Source organism: Pseudomonas pergaminensis (assembly GCF_024112395.2).
GTDB classification, from domain to species: domain Bacteria; phylum Pseudomonadota; class Gammaproteobacteria; order Pseudomonadales; family Pseudomonadaceae; genus Aquipseudomonas; species Aquipseudomonas pergaminensis.
Genome location: NZ_CP078013.2, coordinates 2,724,496 through 2,746,281 on the forward strand (window position 1 = coordinate 2,724,496; position 21,786 = coordinate 2,746,281).

Consider the following 21,786-nt stretch of genomic DNA (forward strand, 5'->3'; position numbering starts at 1 on the left):
CCGGTTGGAAAAAGCCGGTCGGCTGACGGAGATTCCATGTGGCGCTGGCTTGCGTGGTGAGCGGGCTTGCTGTGGTGAGCGGGCCTGCCCCGCGCAGAGCTGCGCAGCAGCCCCGTTGGCTATACGCATTGTTCCAGACAAAATGCATTGCATGGTTTTAGGGCTGCTGCGCAGCCCAGCGCGGGGCAAGCCCGCTCACCACAAAGCCCGCTCACACAAACAAGCTTTGTTTGTCAGTCAGCGTGGCCCGGAAACCACCAGCATCTGCCCCGGCTTGAGCGCCTGGCCAGTACGCGGGTTCCAGCGCTTGAGATGTTGCATCTCAACGTTGAAGCGCTTGGCGACGATGTACAGCGAGTCGCCTTTCTTGACCTTGTATTGCACCGGCTTCTTGCTGTCGGCCTTGGCCACCAGCTTGCGCGTGTCCTGCATCACCAGGGTCTGGCCGACCTTGAGGGCCTGGCCGTTGAGCTTGTTCCAGCGCTGCAGGTCATGCACATCGACCTTGTTGGCCTTGGCGATCAGCGTGAGGTTGTCGCCACTGCGCACCTTGTAGCTGCGGGTACGCCCGGCCACGCGCGCGGTCTCGACTTCGTCGAACACCTGCTTTTTAGGGCGCATCGCCAGCAATTCTTCCGGCTTCATCGTCGAAAGGGTGCTGGTGAGCAATTGCGCCTTGGAGCTTGGCACCAGCAAATGCTGAGGGCCGTCCAGGGTGGTGCGTTGCTTCAGGGCCGGGTTGAGCTGGAACAGTTCGTCTTCGTCGATTTCGGCCAGCGCGGCAACCCGGGACAGGTCCATGCTTTGCTTGACTTCAACCACTTCGAAGTACGGTGTGTTGGCAATCGGGTTGAGGTTGACGCCATAGGCCTCGGGCGCCAGCACCACCTGGGACAGCGCCAGGAACTTGGGCACGTAGTCCTTGGTTTCCTGGGGCAGCGGCAGGTTCCAGTAGTCGGTCGGCAGGCCGAGCTTCTCGTTGCGTTCGATTGCCCGGCTCACCGTGCCTTCGCCAGCGTTGTAGGCGGCCAGGGCCAGCAGCCAGTCACCGTTGAACATGTCGTGCAGGCGGGTCAGGTAGTCGAGTGCGGCGGTGGTGGAGGCGGTGATGTCACGGCGGCCATCGTAGGCGCGGGTCTGGCGCAGGTTGAAGTAGCGCCCGGTAGAGGGAATGAATTGCCACAAGCCGACCGCATCGCTGCGCGAATAGGCCATCGGGTTGTAGGCACTTTCAATCACTGGCAGGAGTGCCAGCTCCAGGGGCATGTTGCGTTCTTCAAGGCGTTCGACGATGTAATGAATGTAGAGACTGCCGCGTTCCCCGGCATTCTCCAGAAAGGACGGGTTGCTGGCGAACCACAGGCGCTGTTGCTCGATGCGCGGGTTGACGCCTACGCCGTCCTGCAATTGAAAGCCACGTCGCATGCGCTCCCAGACGTCCTGGGGGGCCTCGGGAGTTGGCTTTTCCGACAGCCAGATGACGGGTTTCTGTTTGATCTTGGCGCTGAGGTTAGGCTTGGGTTGCACGGTGGATTGTGCGGTGAAATTGCTGGATTGGCAGCCCGCCAGTGTGGCGGACACAGCCACCGCCACAGCTTGAGCCAGGCGGGTCAATGCGTCTGAATGGTTGGATTTACGAATAGATGACGACATTGGCTGGAAGTAAGTTCCGGGCAAAAATGTCGGGCGATTCTAGAAACCCGATTGGTTCCGGTCAACCATTCAGAAATTACGTATCAGATTGCATCCCGTTAGAACTTATCTTTCCAAGCCCTCAAGCTAGCAAACACCTCGGCCCCAGAGCGGTTGTCGCGGCCATTCCGTTCGTCCGCTTTTTGTTTAACGGATGTTTCAGCGGTGCGCAAAAAAGGGTTGGTGCGTTTTTCCAGGGCCAGATTGGAAGGCAGCGTGATCTCGCCACGGGCCCGAAGTTGGCGGACAGTTTCCACCCGTTCGGCGATATCGGCATTGTCCGGTTCCACCGCCTGGGCGAATTTGAGGTTACTTTGGGTGTATTCGTGGGTGCAGTACACCCGCGTGTCAGCGGGCAGGGCGGCCAGACGCTCAAGGGAGGTGTACATCTGTTCTGGCGTGCCTTCGAACAAGCGCCCGCAACCGGCGGCGAACAGGGTATCGCCACACAACAGCACGCCCGGGTGATAAAAGGCGATATGGCCCAGGGTGTGGCCGGGCACTGTATAGATGTCAAAGTCCCAGCCGAGCACGGTGATGCGGTCGTTGTCGTTGAGCGCCACGTCCCGTGCCGGGATCTTCTCGTTGGCCGGGCCGTACACCTTGGCATCGGTTGCGCCTTTGAGTTGTTCGACGCCGCCGACATGATCATGGTGGTGGTGGGTGATCAGGATGTCGCTGAGGCTCCAGCCAGGGTTCTGCTCGAGCCAGGCCAGCACGGGGGCGGCGTCGCCAGGGTCGACCACGGCGCAGCGTCGGGTGCTTGGGTCCTGTAACAACCATATGTAGTTATCGGTGAAGGCGGGCAGGGCACTGATCTGTATCATTCTTCGATTCGCCAAGCTGAACACATTGGTGCATCTTAGAACGTCTAGGCGAGTTGGAGAATGCAATGACTGATAAAGCGTTCGCCCAGGCCGATCCTGAGTGGCTGGCCTTGATCGGTGCAGCCCGCGAATGGCTGTCCGGTCCCATCGGGCAATTTCTGCTGGACGAAGAACGGCGCATGCTCGAAGACGAGTTGGGCCGTTTCTTTGGTGGCTACCTGGTGCATTACGGTCCTTCGGCCGAAACGCCGCCGTCCGCGCCGCAGGTGCAGCGCAATGTGCGCCTGGGGGCACCGTTGCCGGGGGTGGAGATTGTCTGTGAGGAGCAGGCCTGGCCGCTCAGCGAACACGCCGCTGACGTGGTGGTGTTGCAGCATGGCCTGGATTTCTGCCTGTCGCCCCATGGCTTGCTGCGCGAAGCCGCGAGCAGCGTACGGCCAGGGGGCCATTTGCTGATTGTGGGGATCAACCCCTGGAGCAGTTGGGGCCTGCGCCATGTGTTCGCCCACGACGGCCTGCGCCAGGCACGCTGTATCTCGCCGCAACGGGTGGGCGACTGGCTGAACCTGCTGGGCTTCGCGCTGGAGAAACGCCGCTTCGGGTGCTATCGTCCGCCGCTTGCGTCAACCAAGTGGCAAAGCCGCCTGGCCGGCTGGGAGCGCCGCGCAGGTGCCTGGCAATTGGGCGGTGGCGGCTTCTATCTGCTGGTGGCACGCAAGATCGTGGTTGGGCTGCGGCCGGTGCAGCAGGTGCGCCGCGAGCCGATGGGCAAGCTGGTGCCCATGCCGATGGCCAAGGTCAACCGCAAGCAAAGCGATGCATGACCCTCTTCTTGAATGAATACCGAGTGACCGATGACCGATAGCGTAGAACTCTTCACCGATGGCGCCTGCAAAGGCAATCCGGGCCCTGGCGGCTGGGGCGCGTTGCTGGTGTGCAAAGGCGTGGAGAAAGAGTTGTGGGGCGGTGAAGCCAATACCACCAACAATCGCATGGAGCTGATGGGCGCCATTCGCGGCCTCGAAGAACTCAAGCGCCGCTGCAACGTGCTGCTGGTGACCGACTCGCAATACGTGATGAAGGGCATCAACGAGTGGATGGTCAACTGGAAGAAGCGCGGCTGGAAGACCGCCGCCAAGGAGCCGGTGAAAAATGCCGACCTGTGGCAACTGCTCGATGAACAATGCAATCGCCACGACATCACCTGGAAATGGGTGCGCGGCCACATCGGCCACCCCGGCAACGAACGCGCCGACCAGTTGGCCAACCGAGGCGTGGACGAAGTGCGCGGCTACAAGCAGAGCTGATGGCGACTCACGTGTTAATATCGCGCGCCTTGATTCACACACACCGCACACCACACCGTTGAGAGCTGAACCCTGATGGCCATCCGATCTGTTGTACTCGATACCGAAACCACCGGCATGCCGGTGACCGACGGCCACCGGATCATTGAAATCGGCTGTGTCGAACTGATGGGTCGTCGTCTCACCGGTCGTCACTTCCACGTCTACCTGCAACCGGACCGCGACAGTGACGAGGGCGCGATCGGCGTCCACGGTATCACTGACGAATTCCTCAAGGGCAAGCCGCGTTTTGCCGAAGTCGCCGATGAGTTCTTCGAATTCATCAACGGCGCCCAGCTGATCATCCATAACGCGGCGTTCGACGTCGGCTTCATCAACAACGAATTTGCCCTGATGGGGCAAACCGATCGCGCAGACATTTCCCAGCACTGCTCGATCCTCGACACCTTGATGATGGCCCGTGAGCGTCACCCGGGCCAGCGCAACAGCCTGGATGCCTTGTGCAAACGTTATGGCGTCGACAACTCCGGCCGTGAACTCCACGGCGCCTTGCTCGACTCCGAGATTCTCGCCGACGTCTACCTGACCATGACCGGCGGGCAGACCAGCCTGTCCCTGGCGGGTAATGCCAGCGATGGCAGCGGCTCGGCGGAAGGCTCGGGTAACCGACCTTCGGAAATCCGCCGCCTGCCGGCTGATCGCAAGCCCACGCCGATTATTCGCGCCAGTGAGCAGGACCTGGCCGAGCACCTGGCACGGCTGGAAGCGATCGCCAAGTCGGCGGGTGCGCCGGCGCTGTGGACCCAACTGACCCAGCAATAACCCATCCTCCCTGTAGGAGCCGACTTGCCGACGATGAAGCCCTTGAACCTTGCGATAGGTTCGGGGCCGCCATCGCCGGCAAGCCGGCGCCTACAGAGGGTGTGTTGCCTGTTCGAAATCTTCATTCGCCACATCCGCTTCCAGCTTCTACCCTTGAGTGCATAGCCCTCAGGACTACAAGCGCTGATGTATAAAGACCTGAAGTTCCCCGTCCTTATAGTGCACCGCGACATCAAGGCCGACACCGTTGCCGGTGACCGGGTCCGAGGCATCGCCCGAGAGTTGGAGCAAGAGGGCTTCAGTATCTTTTCCGCAGTGGACTACGCCGAAGGCAGGCTGGTGGCTTCTACCCATCACGGCCTGGCGTGCATGCTGATCGCCGCCGAAGGCGCCGGCGAGAATACCCATCTGTTGCAGAATATGGTCGAGTTGATCCGGCTTGCGCGGCTGCGGGCGCCCAATTTGCCGATCTTCGCGCTGGGCGAGCAAGTCACCCTGGAAAATGCGCCGGCGGACGCCATGAGCGAGCTCAACCAACTGCGTGGCATCCTGTACCTGTTCGAAGACACCGTGCCGTTTCTGGCCCGGCAAGTCGCTCGCGCGGCCCGTACTTACCTGGATGGCCTGTTGCCGCCGTTCTTCAAGGCGCTGGTGCAGCACACCGCGGATTCGAATTACTCCTGGCACACCCCCGGCCATGGCGGCGGCGTGGCCTACCGCAAGAGCCCGGTAGGGCAGGCGTTCCATCAGTTCTTCGGTGAAAATACCCTGCGTTCGGACTTGTCGGTGTCGGTGCCCGAGCTGGGTTCGCTGCTCGACCACACCGGGCCGCTGGCCGAAGCCGAGGCCCGCGCGGCGCGCAACTTTGGCGCTGACCACACTTTCTTCGTCATCAATGGCACCTCCACCGCCAACAAAATCGTGTGGCATTCCATGGTCGGGCGCGATGACCTGGTGCTGGTGGACCGCAACTGTCACAAGTCGGTGCTGCACTCGATCATCATGACTGGCGCCATTCCGTTGTACCTGTGCCCGGAACGCAACGAGCTGGGGATCATCGGCCCGATTCCCCTGAGCGAATTCAGCCCTGACGCGATCCGCGCCAAGATCGACGCCAGCCCGCTGACCCGTGGTCGTCCGCCCAAGGTGAAGATGGCGGTGGTCACCAACTCCACCTATGACGGCCTGTGCTACAACGCCGAGTTGATCAAGCAGCAGTTGGGCAATAGCGTTGAGGTCCTGCACTTTGACGAAGCCTGGTACGCCTACGCGGCGTTTCATGAGTTCTTCGCCGGCCGCTACGGCATGGGCACTTCGCGCACGCCGGACAGCCCGCTGGTGTTCACCACCCACTCTACCCACAAGCTGTTGGCGGCGTTCAGCCAGGCCTCGATGATCCATGTGCAGGACGGCGGCGCGCGGCAACTGGACCGTGACCGCTTCAACGAAGCATTCATGATGCATATTTCGACATCGCCGCAATACAGCATCATTGCCTCGCTGGATGTGGCCTCGGCGATGATGGAAGGCCCGGCCGGGCGCTCGCTGTTGCAGGAAATGTTCGACGAGGCCCTGAGCTTCCGCCGTGCCCTGGCCAACCTGCGCCAGCACATCGCCGCCGAGGATTGGTGGTTTTCCATCTGGCAGCCGCCGTCGGTGGCGGGTATCGACCGGGTTGTCACCGCCGATTGGCTGTTGCACCCGCAGGACGACTGGCATGGCTTTGGTGATGTCGCCGAGGACTACGTGCTGCTGGACCCGATCAAGGTGACACTGGTGATGCCCGGTCTCAACGCGGGCGGGGCCCTGAGTGATTGCGGGATTCCGGCGGCGGTGGTCAGCAAGTTCCTTTGGGAGCGTGGCCTGGTGGTGGAAAAGACTGGGCTGTACTCCTTCCTCGTACTGTTCTCCATGGGCATTACCAAAGGTAAATGGAGTACCTTGCTCACCGAGTTGCTGGAGTTCAAGCGCAGCTACGACGCCAATGTCAGCCTGGCCAGTTGCCTGCCATCGGTGTTCGCCCAGGGCCCGACGCGCTATCAAGGCCTGGGCCTGCGCGACCTGTGCGATCAATTGCATAGCTGTTACCGTAGCAACGCCACCGCCAAGCACCTCAAACGGATGTACACCGTTTTGCCGGAAATCGCGATGAAACCCGCCGACGCCTACGATCAGTTGGTCAGGGGTGAAGTGGAGGCGGTCTCCATCGACGCCTTGCCAGGGCGCATCGCAGCCGTGATGCTGGTGCCTTATCCGCCGGGCATTCCACTGATCATGCCGGGCGAACGCTTTACCGAGTCGACGCGCTCGATCATCGATTACCTGGCCTTCGCCAGGACCTTCGATAGCAGTTTTCCCGGTTTTGTCGCCGATGTTCATGGGTTGCAACACGAAGATGACGGCAGTGGTCGTTGTTACACTGTCGATTGCATCAAGGGTTAAGGATGTTTATGCAAGCTGTAATGAACCCGAAGTACCCGGGGCTCAGTGTACGGGTCGCCGACGAAGGCTTTGATGCCTACGTGTGGGGTAATGACTTCAGCTTTGAGGTCAGTGCCTACGGTGAGCCGCAGATGGGCAAGCGGGTCGACCAATGGCCTGTGGAGCGCATCCTGCCGTACCGCAAGTGCTATGGCATTGACCCGGAGGAGTTCGCCAGTTTTCGCGACGCACCCGACAGCGCGATCTTCATGGCTTACCTGGACGACCGCCCGGTGGGGCATATCGTGGTCAGCACCAATTGGAACGGTTTTGCCCATGTCGATGAATTGGCCGTCGCCTTGCCCGCCCGGCGTCATGGGGTGGCCAAGGCGTTGCTGGATGTGGCGCAGTTCTGGAGCCGCAAGAAAAACCTGCCCGGCATGATGCTCGAAACTCAGAACAACAACCTCGGCGCCTGTCGCTTGTACGAGCGTTGCGGCTACGTGATGGGCGGCATCGACCACCTGCGCTATCGCGGCATCGATCCGCAGACCCGCGAAGTGGCGATTTTCTGGTATCGGATGTTCAAGACAGAAGTCGATGCGACCTGACGGGTAACCTGCAGGCGCCGGCTTGCCCGCGACAGTCGTCCACGATAACGCAGGGCCTACAACGGTCTTGAGTCGCTGGCCAACAGCCCTTCAGCCTTCTGCGTCACGATCTCCAGCAACGCATTCAACGCCGGGGAGGTCGCGCCGTCCTTGAGGGTCAGCGCATACAGGCTGACCATGATCGGCGGCGACACCGGGCACGCATCCAGCCCGGCCTCGCGCGCGCCAAACGCGGTGAACGGGTCGACCACCGCCAGGCCTTCTCCCGCCTCTACCATGCTGCGCATCATCTGATAGGTCTGCACGCGCGTTTGCACCACCGGCAGCGGGCGCAAGGCTTGCAGCTTGGCGTCCAGCAGGCGGCTGAGCGGGTCCTGGCCCTCCAGGCCGATCATCGATTGGCCCGCCAGGTCCTGCAGTGCAATGTACTTCTGCTTGGGCTTGAGCCAGCCATGGGGCGCCAGCAGTTGCAGTTTGCCCTGGGCCAGCACACGGCTGTGGATCTGCGGGTGTTCCGGGTCATGCAGGCTCAATCCCACATCGGCTTCGTGCAGCAGCAGGCTCCTGACGATCTCGCGGGTCGGTTGGCTGGACAGGTTGCAGGGGGTGTCCTGGAAGCGTCGGCGCAGCACTGCGATGCTTTGCGGCAACAGTTGATTGGCCAGGGGCGGCGTACAGAGCGCGCGCAGGGTCGGGGCATGATGGTTTTTCAAACGGCTGGCCAGGCGTTGCACCGGCTCCAGTGCCTCGTACACATGGGCGATTTCTGCCTGCAACTCCAGGGTTTCCCGGGTGGCCTGCAGGCGCCCGCGCACGCTGGCGAACAACATAAAACCCAATTGCGCCTCGGCCTCCTTGAGCGCCGCCTCCACATCGCCCACAGGGAGTTGCAACCACTCGGCGGCCAGGCCTGGGTGTCCGGTCTGCAAGATGGCCTGAATCACTTCGATATGACGTAAACGCATCGCCGGAGTCTATGTGCAGCGGCCCGGGGATTCAATAGAATGGCTGCGCTGATCATCAACGACCAAAGCCGGCTACCGGCGTTAACAACAAAAACAGGTCTGGTCTCATATGCCTCTACCCTCGATCCTCGGGGTAACGGCCAAGCAACTGCTGGTCCTGGTGACCGTGGGGTGCGTGGCTGCTTATCTCGTCAACACGCAAAACGAAACCCCGCCGGAAAACCTGGCACTTGAAGCGTTTATCCGTTCCCAGGAACAGGTCGTCGAACAAGTGGGCGCGGTGCTGGGGCTTGAATTGGTCAGGCAGGTGGTTGCGCATCCCGGCTATAACACCGTGGGCTACCAACGTTCGATGTATGCCGTCGAAGGCGAGCGGGGGCGGTTGATGGTGACGCTGAAGAAGACAGAAGGGGAGCCGGTGATTGAAGTCACCGAGATTCGCCGGCCGTGATCACCCCAGCCCAGTCAACGCCATCAATGGCCAGGACTGAGCAGGTGGATAGGGCGGGATCTTATGACGCGATAGTGGTTTGCGACTCGCGCACAAGAATAGTGCCCGATTGGATCAACTTGAATTCGTCGCCTTCCAGTTTCTCTACACGATCGCCAATGGCCAGCTTGTAGGTGATGGTAGGTGCCGAGCCAGCCAGGTCGCCTTGCGCCGGGTTGGATTCCTGGAACTCATGCACCGAATACACGCGTCCTTCTGCGTCTCTGGCATGAAACTGTCCGACTAGTACTGCTGCCATCTGTTTAGAACCTCTGGAGATAAACACTCGATTTGCGGTTCTGTAGACCGTCATGGAGCGGGGTAGTTTACTTACGGAATAAAAATACTATTCGCTGATCTTTTCAGATGATTCCTACGCATCACGCTGCGAAGCAAACAGCCTGGGGATTATCAAAACCCGCTGGTGAACACGCCGCGAAGACTCTATAACTACAAGCTCCTTTAGTCAGACGTCGGGAAACCCCAATGAGCAAGGTCTACACCGTAGCCGTCCTGGTTGGCAGCTTGAGAAAAGACTCGATCAACCGCAAGGTCGCGCTGGCATTGGCCGAATTGGCCCCTGCCAACCTGAAGTTGAGCATTGTGGAAATTGGCGACTTGCCGCTCTACAACGAAGACATTGACGGTGCGACACCGCCGGCAGCCTACAGTACTTTCCGTCAACACGTGAGCTCATCCGACGCGGTGTTGTTCGTGACCCCGGAATACAACCGCTCTGTCCCGGCGCCGCTGAAGAACGCCATCGACGTCGGGTCACGTCCCTATGGCAAGAGCGCCTGGAGCGGCAAGCCAGGCGCGATCATCAGCGTGTCGCCGGGTGCGATTGGTGGGTTTGGCGCCAACCATCACCTGCGCCAGTCCCTGGTGTTCCTTGATGTGTGGTGTATGCAGCAGCCAGAAGCTTACCTGGGGGGCGCGGGCAACGTGTTTGACGACGCCGGCAAGGTGTCGGAAAAGACCAAGCCGTTTCTGCAGGCGTTCATTGATGCCTACGGTAAATGGGTGGGAAAACAGCACGCTTGATTTGCAACGAGATCAAATTGTGGGAGCGGGCTTGCTCGCGAAAGCGGAGCGTCAGTCGATGTATTTATCAACTGACAGCTTGCATTAGCGAGCAAGCCCGCTCCCACATTGGGTTCAGCGCAACCAGTTGGTGCGCGCCAGTTCGATCACTTCATCGCCACGGCCGCTCATCACCGCCTTGAGCATGTACAGGCTGAACCCCTTGGCCTGCTCCAGCTTGATGGTCGGCGGCATCACCAGTTCCTGGGTGGCGGTGACCACGTCTACCAGCACCGGGCCGTCATGGGCCAGGGCGCGGCGCAGGGCCGGTTCCAGGTCTTCGGATTGCTCCACGCGGATGCCGAGGATACCCATGGCGTTGGACATGGCGGCGAAGTCCGGGTTTTTCAGCTCGGTGCCAGCATCCAGGTAACCTGCGGCTTTCATTTCCATGGCGACGAAACCCAGCGACGAGTTATCGAACACGATGACTTTCACCGGCAGATTCAGCTGCGCCAGTGAGATGAAATCCCCCATCAACATGGCAAAGCCGCCGTCACCGGACATCGAGATCACCTGGCGATCCGGGAAAGCCGCCTGCGCACCAATCGCTTGGGGCATGGCGTTGGCCATCGAACCGTGGTTGAACGAACCGATCAGGCGACGCTTGCCATTCATCTTCAAATAGCGCGCCGCCCACACGGTCGGCGAACCTACGTCAGCGGTGAAGATGGCATCGTCATCCGCCAACTCGCTGAGCAGGCGCGCGACGTACTGCGGGTGGATCGGCCGATTGGCCTTCGATGGTTGAGCCAGGTCGTCCAGCCCTTGACGGGCCTTTTCGTAATGCTTCAAGGAGGTTTCGAGAAAGCTGCGATCGGTCTTGCGCGTCAAGCGCGGCAACAGGGCGCCGATGGTTTCACTGACATCCGCGGCAATGCCCAGGTCCAGCGTGGCGCGACGGCCCAGGGCCTGGGGGTTGCGATCAACCTGGATGATCTTGGCGTCGGTGGGGTAAAACTGGCGGTAGGGAAAGTCTGTGCCGAGCATGATCAACGTGTCGCAGTCGAGCATGGCGTGGTACCCGGAGCTGAAGCCGATCAGGCCGGTCATGCCCACGTCGAACGGATTGTCCCACTCCACATGTTCTTTGCCGCGCAGGGCGTGGACCACGGGAGCGCCGAGGGTGTCGGCCAGGGCCACCACTTGATCATGGGCGCCGGCGCAACCGCTGCCGCACAGCAGGGTGACTTTCTGACTGCTTTCAAGGATCTCGGTGAGGCGTTGCAGGTCCGGGTCGGCGGGCAGCGTGCGCGGTGCGTGCAGGGCTGGCCAGGGCTTGAGCTTGTCCTCGACTTCCAGCAGCGACACGTCGCCCGGAATCACCACCACCGCCACACCACGATTGAGGATCGCCGAGCGCATGGCGCGGTGCAGTACATGAGGCATCTGCTCGGGGTTGGTCACCAGCTCGATAAAGTGGCTGCACTCCTTGAACAGTTCCTGTGGATGGGTTTCCTGGAAGTAGTTGAGGCCGATCTCCGAAGACGGGATCTGCGCGGCAATCGCCAGCACCGGCACATGGTTGCGATGGCAGTCGAACAGGCCATTGATCAAGTGCAGGTTGCCTGGCCCGCAACTGCCGGCGCACACAGTCAACTCACCCGTGGCGGCCGCCTCGGCACCCGCAGCGAATGCCGCCACTTCTTCGTGACGCACATGCATCCACTCGATGCTGTCCATGGTGCGCAGGGCGTCGGTGAGGCCATTGAGGCTGTCGCCGGTCAGGCCCCAGATGCGCTTGATGCCCGCCTGTTCAAGGGTGGTCGCCAATTGCTGGGCCAGGTTGATTTTCGCCATGAAGAACTCCAATCGTCAGTGAGGTTAAAAACTGCTGATCAATAGGGGACAGTTCGATCACGGCGGATGTTCATCCTTTAATGTGAAGATTGCGTCATGGCTGCCCGGTACTGCCGGGTACGCCGCGCCAGAAACCATTGGTCACGCACCAACGCCATGCACGGCGCAACATTGGCTTTGGGCAAATGGCCGCGGCTGAGGCGGCGCATCTGGTAGCGCACCACCGCGAGGATGGCGAGGGAGGCCAGGGGTTTGCGCTTCCAGTCGATGGGCTTGAGTTGCGGGTTGGGGTCGCGGCCTTCACGCCAGTGCTGGATCAGTTGCGGCTCCAGGGTCAGGGCCGTGGCGATCCCGGCCATGGCGACGCCGCTGTCCAGCACCTGTTGCACGATGGGCAGGCGGCGAATGCCACCCGTGACCATCACCGGCATCTTGGCGATGGTCGCCAGTTGGCTGGCGAACTCCAGGAAGTACGCCTCACGTGCCAGGGTGCGACCGTCACGTGCTTCACCTTGCATGGCCGGCGCTTCGTAACTGCCACCGGATAACTCCAGCAGGTCGATGGGCAACGGGTTGAGCATTTCGACCACGGCGAGTGCGTCGGCTTCTGCAAAGCCGCCCCGTTGGAAGTCGGCAGAGTTTAGTTTGACGGCGACACAAAACGACGGGCTGACGTTAGCGCGCACTGCACGAATCACTTCCAGCAACAGCCGCGCGCGGTTCTCCAGGGAACCGCCCCAGCGGTCGGTGCGCTGATTGCTCAGCGGTGAAAGGAACTGGCTGAGCAAGTAGCCATGGGCACCGTGGATCTGCACGCCGGTAAACCCGGCTTGCTCGGCCAGGCGTGCGCTGGTGGCGAAGCGCTGGATCACGTCCTGGATGTCGTCTTCGGTCATGGCCTTGGGCGTGGCAAACATCTTCGAAAAACCGCCCAGGTCGAGCGCCACGGCGGACGGTGCAATGGCCTGCTGGCGCAGGTTGGCCGGCGTCTGGCGACCTGGGTGGCTGAGTTGTACCCAGAAGTGCACGCCGTTGTCGCGCGCCACGTCGGCCCACTCGCGAAAGCTCGCCAGGTGCTGCTCATCCTCAAGCGCCACGCCGCCGGGGCCGGTCATGGCGCGGCGGTCGACCATCACGTTGCCGGTGATCAACAAGCCGGGCTCGCCCTGCGCCCAGGCCTTGTACAACTGCTTCAATTCGCGCGACGGCGCCTGATTGCCATCGGCCATATTTTCTTCCATCGCGGCCTTGGCGATGCGGTTGGAGAGGACTTGACCATTGGGCAATGGCAGGGCTTCAAAGGGTGACATGGGTTGACTCCTGAGCGGGGGAGGCCTCAGGCTAAGCTTAAAGTTAACTTTAATGTCAAGCAGGGGCGGTGATGAATATTGGTGAGCTGGCAAAGCAGAGTGGGTTAGCGGCTTCGCGGATCCGCTTTTATGAGGCCGAGGGGCTGATCAGCCAGGTGGGGCGCCAGGCCAATGGTTACCGACGATATGCGCCGGAGGCTCTGCAAACCCTGCAACTGATCCAGAGCGCGCAACAGGCAGGCTTTACCTTGCAGGAACTCAAGGCACTGATGCCGGCGCCGGGCGAGCACAAACGCGAAGAGTTGATCGAGGCATTGGAGCGCAAGGTCGCGCAGATCGAAGAGATGCAAGCGCAGTTGGCCCACAGCAAGGCGCAATTGCTGGGAGTGATCGAAGCGGTACGGGCGCAGCCGGAAGGTGTGCCCTGCAGCATGGGGCAAAAGCAGGTGCTGGCGTCGATCAAACTCGAGCCGTAAAAAAGCCCTGGCATGCCAGGGCTTTTTCATACGGCAATACTCAGCGACGACGGAACAGCGGCAGTGGTTCATCCGTGGCGGCCTGATACGTCACCGAGAAGTCCTTGAGGCTTTCCAGCGCTTCGTACGGGTCTTTGTCGGCGCGCAGGGCGAAGGCATCGAAGCCGCAGCGGCGCAGGTAGAACAACTGGTCGCGCAGCACGTCGCCAATCGCGCGCAGCTCGCCTTTGTAACCGTAACGGTCACGTAGTAGGCGTGCGTTGGAGTAGTTGCGGCCGTCGGTGAAGGCCGGGAAGTTCAGGGCGATGACCTGGAAGTGTTCCACGTCGTCACCGATCTCTTCGGCTTCTTCATCGGCGTCCAGCCACACGCCCAGGCCGCCGTCGCGGGCCTTGAGGGCGTGGCCGTGTTCGCGCCACAGGGCCAACGGCACGATCAGGTCGTCGCAGTTGGAGATGCCGTCGAAGCTCGCGTCCTTGGGCAGCAGGTGCCAGGTTTCATCGAGGACTTCGTTGTTCTTAATGATTCGCTGCATAGACGCGCTCCTTGAACAGGTCGATGCCGATGCGCTGGTAGGTGTCGATGAAACGCTCATCTTCGGTGCGCTGTTCGATGTACACATCGATCAGCTTGCCGATCACCTCGGGCATGGCTTCCTGGGCAAAGGACGGGCCAAGGATCTTGCCCAGGCTCGCATCGCGGCTGGCGCTGCCACCCAGGGACACTTGGTAAAATTCTTCGCCTTTCTTGTCCACGCCCAGGATGCCGATGTGGCCGACGTGGTGGTGACCACAGGCGTTCATGCAACCGGAGATGTTCAAGTCCAGCTCGCCGATGTCGAACAGATAATCCAGGTCGTCGAAACGGCGCTGGATCGATTCGGCGATCGGGATCGACTTGGCGTTGGCCAGGGAGCAGAAATCGCCGCCCGGGCAGCAGATGATGTCGGTCAGCAGGCCGATGTTTGGCGTGGCGAATCCGCCTTCGCGCAACTCGCCCCACAGGGTGAACAGTTGGCTCTGCTCAACGTCCGCGAGAATGATGTTCTGCTCGTGGGAAGTGCGCAGTTGACCGAAGCTATAGCGGTCGGCCAGGTCGGCGACGGCGTCCAGCTGCTTGTCGGTGATATCGCCCGGTGCAACACCGGTAGGTTTCAGCGACAGGGTCACCGCGACATAACCCGGCTTCTTGTGCGCCAGGGTGTTGCGGCCACGCCAGCGAGCGAAACCCGGGTGCTCTTTATCCAGCGCTGCCAACTCGGCGTCCTGATTGCCCAGGGCCTTGTACTCAGGGTCGACGAAGTGTTTGGCGACGCGGTGCACTTCGGCTTCGGTCAGGGTGGTCTGGCCGCCGCGCAGGTGTTCCATCTCGGCGTCGACCTTCTGGGCAAACACCTCAGGGGTCAGCGCTTTGACCAGGATCTTGATCCGGGCCTTGTATTTGTTGTCACGACGGCCATAGCGGTTGTAGACCCGCAGGATGGCGTCGAGGTAGCTCAACAGGTCCTGCCACGGCAGGAACTCATTGATAAAGGCACCGACCACCGGCGTACGGCCGAGGCCGCCACCTACCAGTACGCGAAAGCCCAGCTCGCCGGCGGCGTTGTGCACCGGCTCCAGGCCGATATCGTGCACTTCGATGGCGGCGCGGTCCGAGGTCGAGCCATTGACGGCGATCTTGAACTTGCGCGGCAAGTAGGCGAACTCAGGGTGGAAGGTGGTCCACTGACGGATGATTTCGCACCAGGGGCGTGGGTCGATCAGCTCGTCGGCGGCAACACCGGCGAATTGGTCGGTGGTCACGTTGCGCAGGCAGTTGCCGCTGGTCTGAATGGCGTGCATCTGCACGGTGGCCAGTTCAGCCAGGATGTCCGGCACATCTTCCAGCGCCGGCCAGTTGAACTGTATGTTCTGGCGGGTACTGATGTGGGCATAGCCTTTGTCGAAGTCGCGGGCAATCTTGGCCATCATGCGCATCTGGCGCGAAGTCAGTTGGCCATAGGGCACGGCCACCCGCAGCATCGGCGCAAAGCGCTGAACATAAAGGCCATTTTGCAGGCGCAGAGGGCGGAACTCTTCTTCGCTCAGTTCACCTGCTAGGTAGCGTCGGGTCTGATCACGGAACTGCTTGACGCGGTCCTCGATGATGCGCTGATCGTATTCGTCGTATACGTACATATAGGTCCTGTTCTCGGCAAATCTGCGCGCACGGCCGCGCACTCCCAACGGAGCCGGCGCACGATACCAGTTTGCGTTTATGCGCAAAAGTGATGTTTGAGTATATGCAAATAACCAAATTGACTAATGAGAACGGTTATCGCGATACCCACATTTGTCATGCGGGCAATCGTCGACTTTACTGTGATCGTGTCTGAACGTTATCACCTATAAAACCGACAAGAGGCGATGCGATGAGCAATTCGACAAAAGCCCGTAAACCCGACAGTACCGTGGACGCCTGGGCCATTCTGTTCTTGATAATCCTGGTGGTTGGGACTGCCGTGTTCTGGGTCAGCCACCAGTAGTCATAGAGACGGACCCCTGTAGGCGCTGGCTTGCCAGCGCCTACAGTCAGGTTGGGTTTACACGCCGGCCAAGTGCAATACCAGTTGCACGATGCCAAACAGCGTCAGCGCAAACACCGCCGTAAACAAAATTCCCAGGATCACAAAGTGGCTGGGCTTGCCGTGGGTGAAATCCCGTGCGCGGTTCTTGCCGCTTTGCACGCCAAACGCGGCGGCCATGACGCTGTGGAGCATCTGCCAGAAGCTCGGCGGTTTGTTGTCGATTGGATCGTCCATACAGCCCTCGTCAGCAAGATCATGCTACAGAGCATAGACAATCTGTCATCCAGCACCTCATCGTTCACCCACGAAGCGCGCCCCAACTTAGCCTCTATAATTGCGCCAGCTTGAAAAACAAATCGTTATCCAGCGGCGCTTTGATCACGGCTCTTTCCAGGTAAATCACTTCACGGTTATTCGCTCGCGCCCGTTCGATCAATTCTTTGAGTGTGTAGGGCCGATCCTCTACGGTCTTCAAATGGCCGAAGGTACTTTGCTGGACGGGGGTGTCGACGGAGGGGTAATGGAAGTGGGCGTACCACAAAATGGTTTCCTCGTACGGTTTGCCTTGCGCAATTTTACTTTTATCGCGCACGGTATATTCGTCGAGGAAGTCGCCCGCCTTCAGTGGGACGCGACGTTTAGACAAGTTTATATCGACACACTTGTTCTTCCACAGGTAGTCAACTTTGAACGCTTGAGGACGCTGCTTCAGGTAGCCTTTACTGCGCGCCTCAACGGCCAACGTTTTTAAGGCATTCGACTCGGCACGGTAATCGTTGATCAGTTCAGTGGCCTTTGAGGCGGTGCTGTGTTCGCGTTGAATTTCATCGGCCAATGCGTCCATCTTGTTCGCGTGCTGGGTCAGCATGTCGTCCCAGTCCAGTGGGGTTACGTCTTCGCGTTCCGAGGGGGTTTCCAGCTTTTTCTGTTGGGCGCGTATCGTGTGCTCAATCCCCGCTTTTTGAGCGATCAGGATGCGTGCATCGCCTGTTATCTTTTTCAACGAACGTGTGACCTTTGGTTTGGGCGGTTCGACCGGCGCGGCCGTGACAACCTTGACCCATACCCCTTCACTGGCGTGTTCGTGGTAGGTGGCAATGGGTTGGTCGGTGATAGGGTCTTTGATATCGACAAAATTGCCGGGTGCGTCAGGCTGACTGGGGCGTAACTCACCAATCAGGTGTTGATTGTCGCGGGTTTTGATTACTCTGCGGTTGGCGTTTTTGGGGCGTTTGGCTTTTTTGGGCTCTGGCAAGGGGGCAATTGCTTCTTCAGCCCGGATCAAATCGGCTAACTGTTTTTCTGCGTTCGAACGCATCTCGCTGAAGAGATCCAGAAGCGGCGCTCGATACTGCTCGCGCAGCAACCGGGATTTCATTTCAGCTAACGAGTTAACTGCATTTCCCATTCGCTCAAGCATGTGAAGCAAATTGCCGAGCATGGCAATTTGATCGGACGGTGAATAGCCGCTGACCGAATTGACTTCCTTATAATAAGTGAGGATTTTGACGGCGGCATTGCGGTCCATAAGTTCGCTGCCGAAGTGTCGCTCCGCGGGAATGTCCGTTTCAATCGCACGATTGATGATCAACTCATTCAGCGTTAAAAATTGGTAAAATATTACGCGCGCTTTGGACATGTCATACGACGTTGGCAAATAACTCTCAAATCTCTCACGCAGCGGCCCTGAGTCCTCCAGCGTGTATTCGATTATTTCTGCGCTTATTAACATGCCCTCGAAACACTCCAATCGTAGCGTCGCGCTTTCGATTAAATCATCGTAGCTATCTGTATCCCTTTTGAGCAGTTCGCTATCGATGCGGAGCAAGTATTCAGGATAGCTTTCCCCCATCGGGCTGCTTAAGGTGAGATTGATGTAGTCATTATCGAAGTCATAAGATGACACGTTAAACTGGAAATTATACTCAATCATCCGATCTTGTATGTCTTTATAGTCCACGGCCGTCCTGTCCATGTCTATTAGTTTGCTGGCCTTTTCTGAAATCTGCATGCACTCCATTGCAAATAAAGCCGCCTTTTCCTTATAGATATCGACTGTGACTGCCCAGTGGCGTTGGGCAAGTCTCATGTCCTGTTGCCTTTGTAGATGGCGTTCTCTGATTCTGGGAATCAGTTCGGGAAGTAGTTGGGGATTCTTGTACCTTTCCAAATCCTCTCGCACTAAGCGCATGCTGGTTTTCATTTGAGCCCCGGCAGTGCGCGCTGCGTCATAAAGCTGTTGGGTCGTGGCATACTTTTGTGCCGCATCTAGACTAAAGGTTTGCAATTCCGAACGCAGTTGATCCAGATTTTCTTGGCGTTTTGTCTTCCATTCCGTTATTCGCCCTCTAGGCATGCCACCCTCCAACCGTGCCTGACGGTCCAGCCGCCATTTTCCCAGGTCGTCGCGGGTCAGTTTGAAGCCCGGATGGTGTGTACGCTGTGGGTCAACCAGGTAAACATCGCCGAAACCCGGCACCACGCTGACTTGGAACAGCAGGCCGCCGACACTGGCGTGCCAGGCATCGCCGATACGGTATAGCCCCTTGAGGCGGCCACTCGTTTCTGGCGGCGGCAAGGACGATGGCCACGGCACATGCACGGCGAGCAAAGCTTTCAGCAAGTTGGCGCCCGCCTTGGGGCTGGCAATCGAGCGGGTGAATTCCAATGCGGTATGGCCTCTCGCTGGAGGCTCTCCCGGCAACGCCACGGTGCCCTGTCGAACCTGAGCGACTCCCGGTTGAGCGGGCATGCCTGCAATACGGCGCAACGGCTTAAGGTGCAGAAGGTGATCGTGTTCCTCCAGCTTCGGCAAAGGTTTTGCGGCTCTTTCAGAGGGGGTGGTGCCATGCATCAGCACCATTGCGATATTAAGTAGCAGGTCGATCAGTGCCAACTCGCGGCGGGTGGGTTCATCGCTGTCAAGGCCCTCCAAGTCCTCTTGCAGGCTGCTGACCAGTACCAGGAACCAACCCGCCAACATTAAGGCCCCCCGCGCCAGCGGTAACAGCAGGGTGTTAAACAACAGCCAGGCCCCCTCCATCATGACGGCCCAGCGGCTTTCGCTGTTGGACACAGACGCTTTATCCGCCACGTCAACCAGGGCGCGGGCGGTACTGCCGAACAAATGGTTGAGCAACTTACCGTTGACTTGCGACTGTAACCATTCTTGCGCCCCTTCATCGATGGACAGCGTCGCGGGGGCAGGCTTTTCGCGGGTAACGAACTCATCTCCGGGCAGGAATCTGATGATGTGCGGCTCCTTGATCCCGCCGTGGTCGTAGACCGCACGCGCTTTGTCGCTCAGCCAGGTCAGTACGCTGGTTTGCAAGGCGCCTGGGCTGGCGAGTGCGTCCAGCAAGGCCTGACGCGTCGAGTATTGATGAAGGGCTTCGTCGTATAACGGGCGATACAGCAGATGCGGGCCTTGATGACTGTCGCGGGGCTCGATCACGAAGAAATTGTTAACGATATCGGGTGGGGCACCGGCTTTTCGGCACAGGCCCAGGGGGCGCAGGACGATCTCCTGACCGTCGACGACTCTGTCGGCGGGTGTATAGCCCATCAATGCTTTTACATACCGATAGCCGGTGGTGGTCACGCCGTATTGCTGCCTGATCGCATACTCCAATGCCTGTATCGGCAGCTTGACCTTGAGCTCGCGGGTAAACAACCGCTCCCGGCGGCGTGCTTCGGCGGTGTCAGACAGCAACATCTCCTTGATCTTCTGTGGATAGTGGGTGCCGATGTCGACGCGCTGGATCAAGCCGGCGCTACCCAGCAAGTAGGTCTCGTTGAGCCAGTCCGGCAGAGCCTTGGTGCCTTTCGCAGAGAGCGTAAGCGTTCCTTTGGGCTTACCGGCGAGGTTCTTCACGGCCAGCTCCGTCAGTGACATCTGTACATGCTCGATAAAGCCAGAACCGCCTGGGTAGCCTGCGGCCACTGCAAAGTCCAATATCACATCGTCGGGATCAAAATCAGCATGATCGGCCTGCATTTGTTTGCGCAGTGCGTCGCGGCTGAAGCCGTGGATAGTCTCAATACCCTCGTTGAACGAACGGCCCTGCTTCTGTTTCACCACTAGCGCCATATCCTGCAAGTGGCGCAGGTAGGCAAAGCGGTCATCGGCAGTCGCTTGCGCGAGGTGTTCGGGAAGCTGATCGTTGATCGTTTGCAGCTGCGTGGCAGGCGGCACAGGCACAGTGGTGAAATGCAAGGCTGGATCCGTGAGCGTATCCAGAGTGAGGGTCAGTGCCTCTTCACTTTGACCCTGGAATGACAGCGCCGCCAGGTCTTCCAGTTGCTGATTGAGGATAAGTCCGGCCTGGCGTTCAAATACATTGCCTTCAGGCTCGTTGCGTCGCCAGGTCACGCTGTCGCACTGGAACTGGCGCTGCATTCGACTGCCCCAGCTTTCACCAAAGGCGTCAATCGAATCAAACGGCTCGACGACGCCGGCCACGCTGTACAGCAGCACCTGCTTGTCGCGAACCAGCAACAGGTCGGGCGTGAGCAGGCATTCTTCTTTCCCATCTTTGGATAGCGTGGTTTCAATGAAATAGACATAGGTGATGGGCGTGGAACGCGGCAGACGCTCCAGAAGTTCTGGCCAGGTGGCAGTGACGGTCAGCATGTCCCGTTGTAGGTCGGTCAGGCCTGAGTGGCCTGCTGCTGTGGCAGTCATCTGGCCGTTGAGAAATTCGCCCAGCCATTGCCAGCGGCTTTGTCCATGGCTGTCGATTGCGCTCCAATAGTCGGCCAGGGCTTGCTGGAAATAGAGGTAGAGCGATTCGGGCAACTCGTCGATGATTTGCGCAATGACCTGCATATCAATTGGAGGGGGGGCAGAACGCTCGAGGGTCGTGGGTATTTGCTGCGTAAGGTAAAAGGGCAGCTCCCGGCGCGAGCGCAAATCCAGCAGTTGCGGGTTCACGACATGCGCGATAGCGATGTTTATCAGCAGTGGGTAGGTATAACTGCCGGAGGGCGTAGGGCTCGCCAGCCTGGTCGTGAGAAGGTCCAGTTCCAGAGTCCGGTAACGCTCCATGATACGGTCGCGCAGGGTATTGAATACTACCGAGAACAAAGAGGGGCGGGAGGAGAAGCGCTTATGGATTGCCTGGGCGGGTATCTGGCTGGAAGCAGCGGGTGATGGGGGAGGGTGGGGGTGGGCATGGCTAAATCCTTTTTCCTGTAGATCCCGGTATTGCTTGGCTGCCGGGTCAGCAGATCGATAATCGGTCTGCGACAGGAAATCGTATTTTTTTGCAGTGAATGCGGTAAGGCGCTACCGCAACGGGCCCTGGGTGCTTAGCCCGTGACAACAGTGCACCGCTTTGAAGTGCATCGGGGGTGGTTTTCTGAAGCTTATTCTTAATGCATCAGGAGTCTGTTTACGCAAATACGTCGCCTGAAA

The 21,786-nt window shown here is 59.5% G+C and carries 18 protein-coding genes; 8 read left to right on the forward strand and 10 right to left on the reverse strand.

Translation table 11 applies throughout. From position 1 onward, the window contains the following. Positions 1 to 237: 237 nt before the first annotated feature. Positions 238 to 1,653, reverse strand: coding sequence for a lytic transglycosylase domain-containing protein (locus KUA23_RS12410; protein WP_100490943.1), 1,416 nt, complete (start codon positions 1,651 to 1,653; stop codon positions 238 to 240). A gap of 98 nt (positions 1,654 to 1,751) precedes the next feature. After that, entirely contained in the window at positions 1,752 to 2,519 is a 768-nt protein-coding gene (gene gloB, locus KUA23_RS12415) for a hydroxyacylglutathione hydrolase (protein WP_214497622.1), read from the reverse strand. A 65-nt stretch (positions 2,520 to 2,584) separates the two neighbouring features. Here gloB and KUA23_RS12420 point away from each other — a divergent pair, with 65 nt between their 5' ends. From KUA23_RS12420 to KUA23_RS12440, 5 genes are all read left to right on the forward strand, one after another. Next, entirely contained in the window at positions 2,585 to 3,343 is a 759-nt protein-coding gene (locus KUA23_RS12420; protein WP_078048086.1) for a class I SAM-dependent methyltransferase, read from the forward strand. Between the two features lie 30 nt (positions 3,344 to 3,373). After that, entirely contained in the window at positions 3,374 to 3,826 is a 453-nt protein-coding gene (gene rnhA, locus KUA23_RS12425; RefSeq protein WP_003173571.1) for a ribonuclease HI, read from the forward strand. 81 nt (positions 3,827 to 3,907) lie between these two features. Continuing rightward, positions 3,908 to 4,648: a DNA polymerase III subunit epsilon gene (gene dnaQ / locus KUA23_RS12430; protein WP_177409512.1), complete on the forward strand. Its 741-nt coding sequence runs from the start codon at positions 3,908 to 3,910 to the stop codon at positions 4,646 to 4,648. Between the two features lie 186 nt (positions 4,649 to 4,834). Next, positions 4,835 to 7,090 carry an Orn/Lys/Arg family decarboxylase gene (locus KUA23_RS12435; protein ID WP_078048088.1) on the forward strand — a complete coding sequence of 752 codons (2,256 nt, stop codon included), beginning with the start codon at positions 4,835 to 4,837 and terminating at the stop codon, positions 7,088 to 7,090. A gap of 8 nt (positions 7,091 to 7,098) precedes the next feature. Then, a complete protein-coding gene (locus KUA23_RS12440; protein WP_099493921.1) occupies positions 7,099 to 7,680 on the forward strand; it encodes a GNAT family N-acetyltransferase in 582 nt (193 codons plus the stop codon). Positions 7,681 to 7,736: 56 nt separating this feature from the next. Here the strand turns inward: KUA23_RS12440 and KUA23_RS12445 are convergent, their stop codons facing one another. Then, the gene (locus tag KUA23_RS12445; protein ID WP_078048090.1) at positions 7,737 to 8,645 is read right to left on the reverse strand and encodes a LysR substrate-binding domain-containing protein; all 909 of its coding nucleotides are present in this window, start codon (positions 8,643 to 8,645) and stop codon (positions 7,737 to 7,739) included. A 109-nt stretch (positions 8,646 to 8,754) separates the two neighbouring features. On the opposite strand from KUA23_RS12445, the gene KUA23_RS12450 reads away from it, so the two are divergent. Further along, on the forward strand, positions 8,755 to 9,096 hold the full coding sequence (locus KUA23_RS12450; RefSeq protein ID WP_078048091.1) for a hypothetical protein: 342 nt from the start codon (positions 8,755 to 8,757) through the stop codon (positions 9,094 to 9,096). Between the two features lie 61 nt (positions 9,097 to 9,157). Here KUA23_RS12450 and KUA23_RS12455 read toward each other — a convergent pair whose 3' ends face one another. Further along, positions 9,158 to 9,394, reverse strand: coding sequence for a hypothetical protein (locus KUA23_RS12455; protein WP_252994038.1), 237 nt, complete (start codon positions 9,392 to 9,394; stop codon positions 9,158 to 9,160). 227 nt (positions 9,395 to 9,621) lie between these two features. On the opposite strand from KUA23_RS12455, the gene KUA23_RS12460 reads away from it, so the two are divergent. Then, positions 9,622 to 10,179 (forward strand): NADPH-dependent FMN reductase, encoded by a 558-nt coding sequence (locus tag KUA23_RS12460; protein ID WP_252994039.1) that lies wholly within the window; start codon positions 9,622 to 9,624, stop codon positions 10,177 to 10,179. Positions 10,180 to 10,293: 114 nt separating this feature from the next. On the opposite strand, the gene poxB is transcribed toward KUA23_RS12460, so the two are convergent. Next, entirely contained in the window at positions 10,294 to 12,018 is a 1,725-nt protein-coding gene (gene poxB, locus KUA23_RS12465; protein ID WP_078048093.1) for a ubiquinone-dependent pyruvate dehydrogenase, read from the reverse strand. A 77-nt stretch (positions 12,019 to 12,095) separates the two neighbouring features. Next, the gene (locus KUA23_RS12470) at positions 12,096 to 13,328 is read right to left on the reverse strand and encodes an NADH:flavin oxidoreductase/NADH oxidase family protein (RefSeq protein ID WP_100490939.1); all 1,233 of its coding nucleotides are present in this window, start codon (positions 13,326 to 13,328) and stop codon (positions 12,096 to 12,098) included. A gap of 71 nt (positions 13,329 to 13,399) precedes the next feature. Between KUA23_RS12470 and KUA23_RS12475 the strand changes: the two genes are divergently transcribed. After that, positions 13,400 to 13,804 carry a MerR family transcriptional regulator gene (locus tag KUA23_RS12475; RefSeq protein ID WP_252994040.1) on the forward strand — a complete coding sequence of 135 codons (405 nt, stop codon included), beginning with the start codon at positions 13,400 to 13,402 and terminating at the stop codon, positions 13,802 to 13,804. Between the two features lie 40 nt (positions 13,805 to 13,844). Here KUA23_RS12475 and KUA23_RS12480 read toward each other — a convergent pair whose 3' ends face one another. The 4 genes from KUA23_RS12480 to KUA23_RS12495 all read right to left on the reverse strand — a co-directional run bounded on the left by KUA23_RS12480 (position 13,845) and on the right by KUA23_RS12495 (position 21,417). Next, positions 13,845 to 14,339 (reverse strand): DUF934 domain-containing protein, encoded by a 495-nt coding sequence (locus KUA23_RS12480; protein ID WP_048727764.1) that lies wholly within the window; start codon positions 14,337 to 14,339, stop codon positions 13,845 to 13,847. After that, complete coding sequence (locus KUA23_RS12485) at positions 14,323 to 15,981, reverse strand: nitrite/sulfite reductase (RefSeq protein WP_100490937.1); 1,659 nt, start codon at positions 15,979 to 15,981, stop codon at positions 14,323 to 14,325. Before KUA23_RS12485 ends, KUA23_RS12480 begins: the two co-directional genes overlap by 17 nt. Positions 15,982 to 16,385: 404 nt before the next feature. Then, positions 16,386 to 16,604: a DUF2970 domain-containing protein gene (locus KUA23_RS12490; protein ID WP_078048097.1), complete on the reverse strand. Its 219-nt coding sequence runs from the start codon at positions 16,602 to 16,604 to the stop codon at positions 16,386 to 16,388. 94 nt (positions 16,605 to 16,698) lie between these two features. Then, the gene (locus KUA23_RS12495) at positions 16,699 to 21,417 is read right to left on the reverse strand and encodes a dermonecrotic toxin domain-containing protein (protein WP_252994041.1); all 4,719 of its coding nucleotides are present in this window, start codon (positions 21,415 to 21,417) and stop codon (positions 16,699 to 16,701) included. Positions 21,418 to 21,786 lie beyond the last annotated feature (369 nt).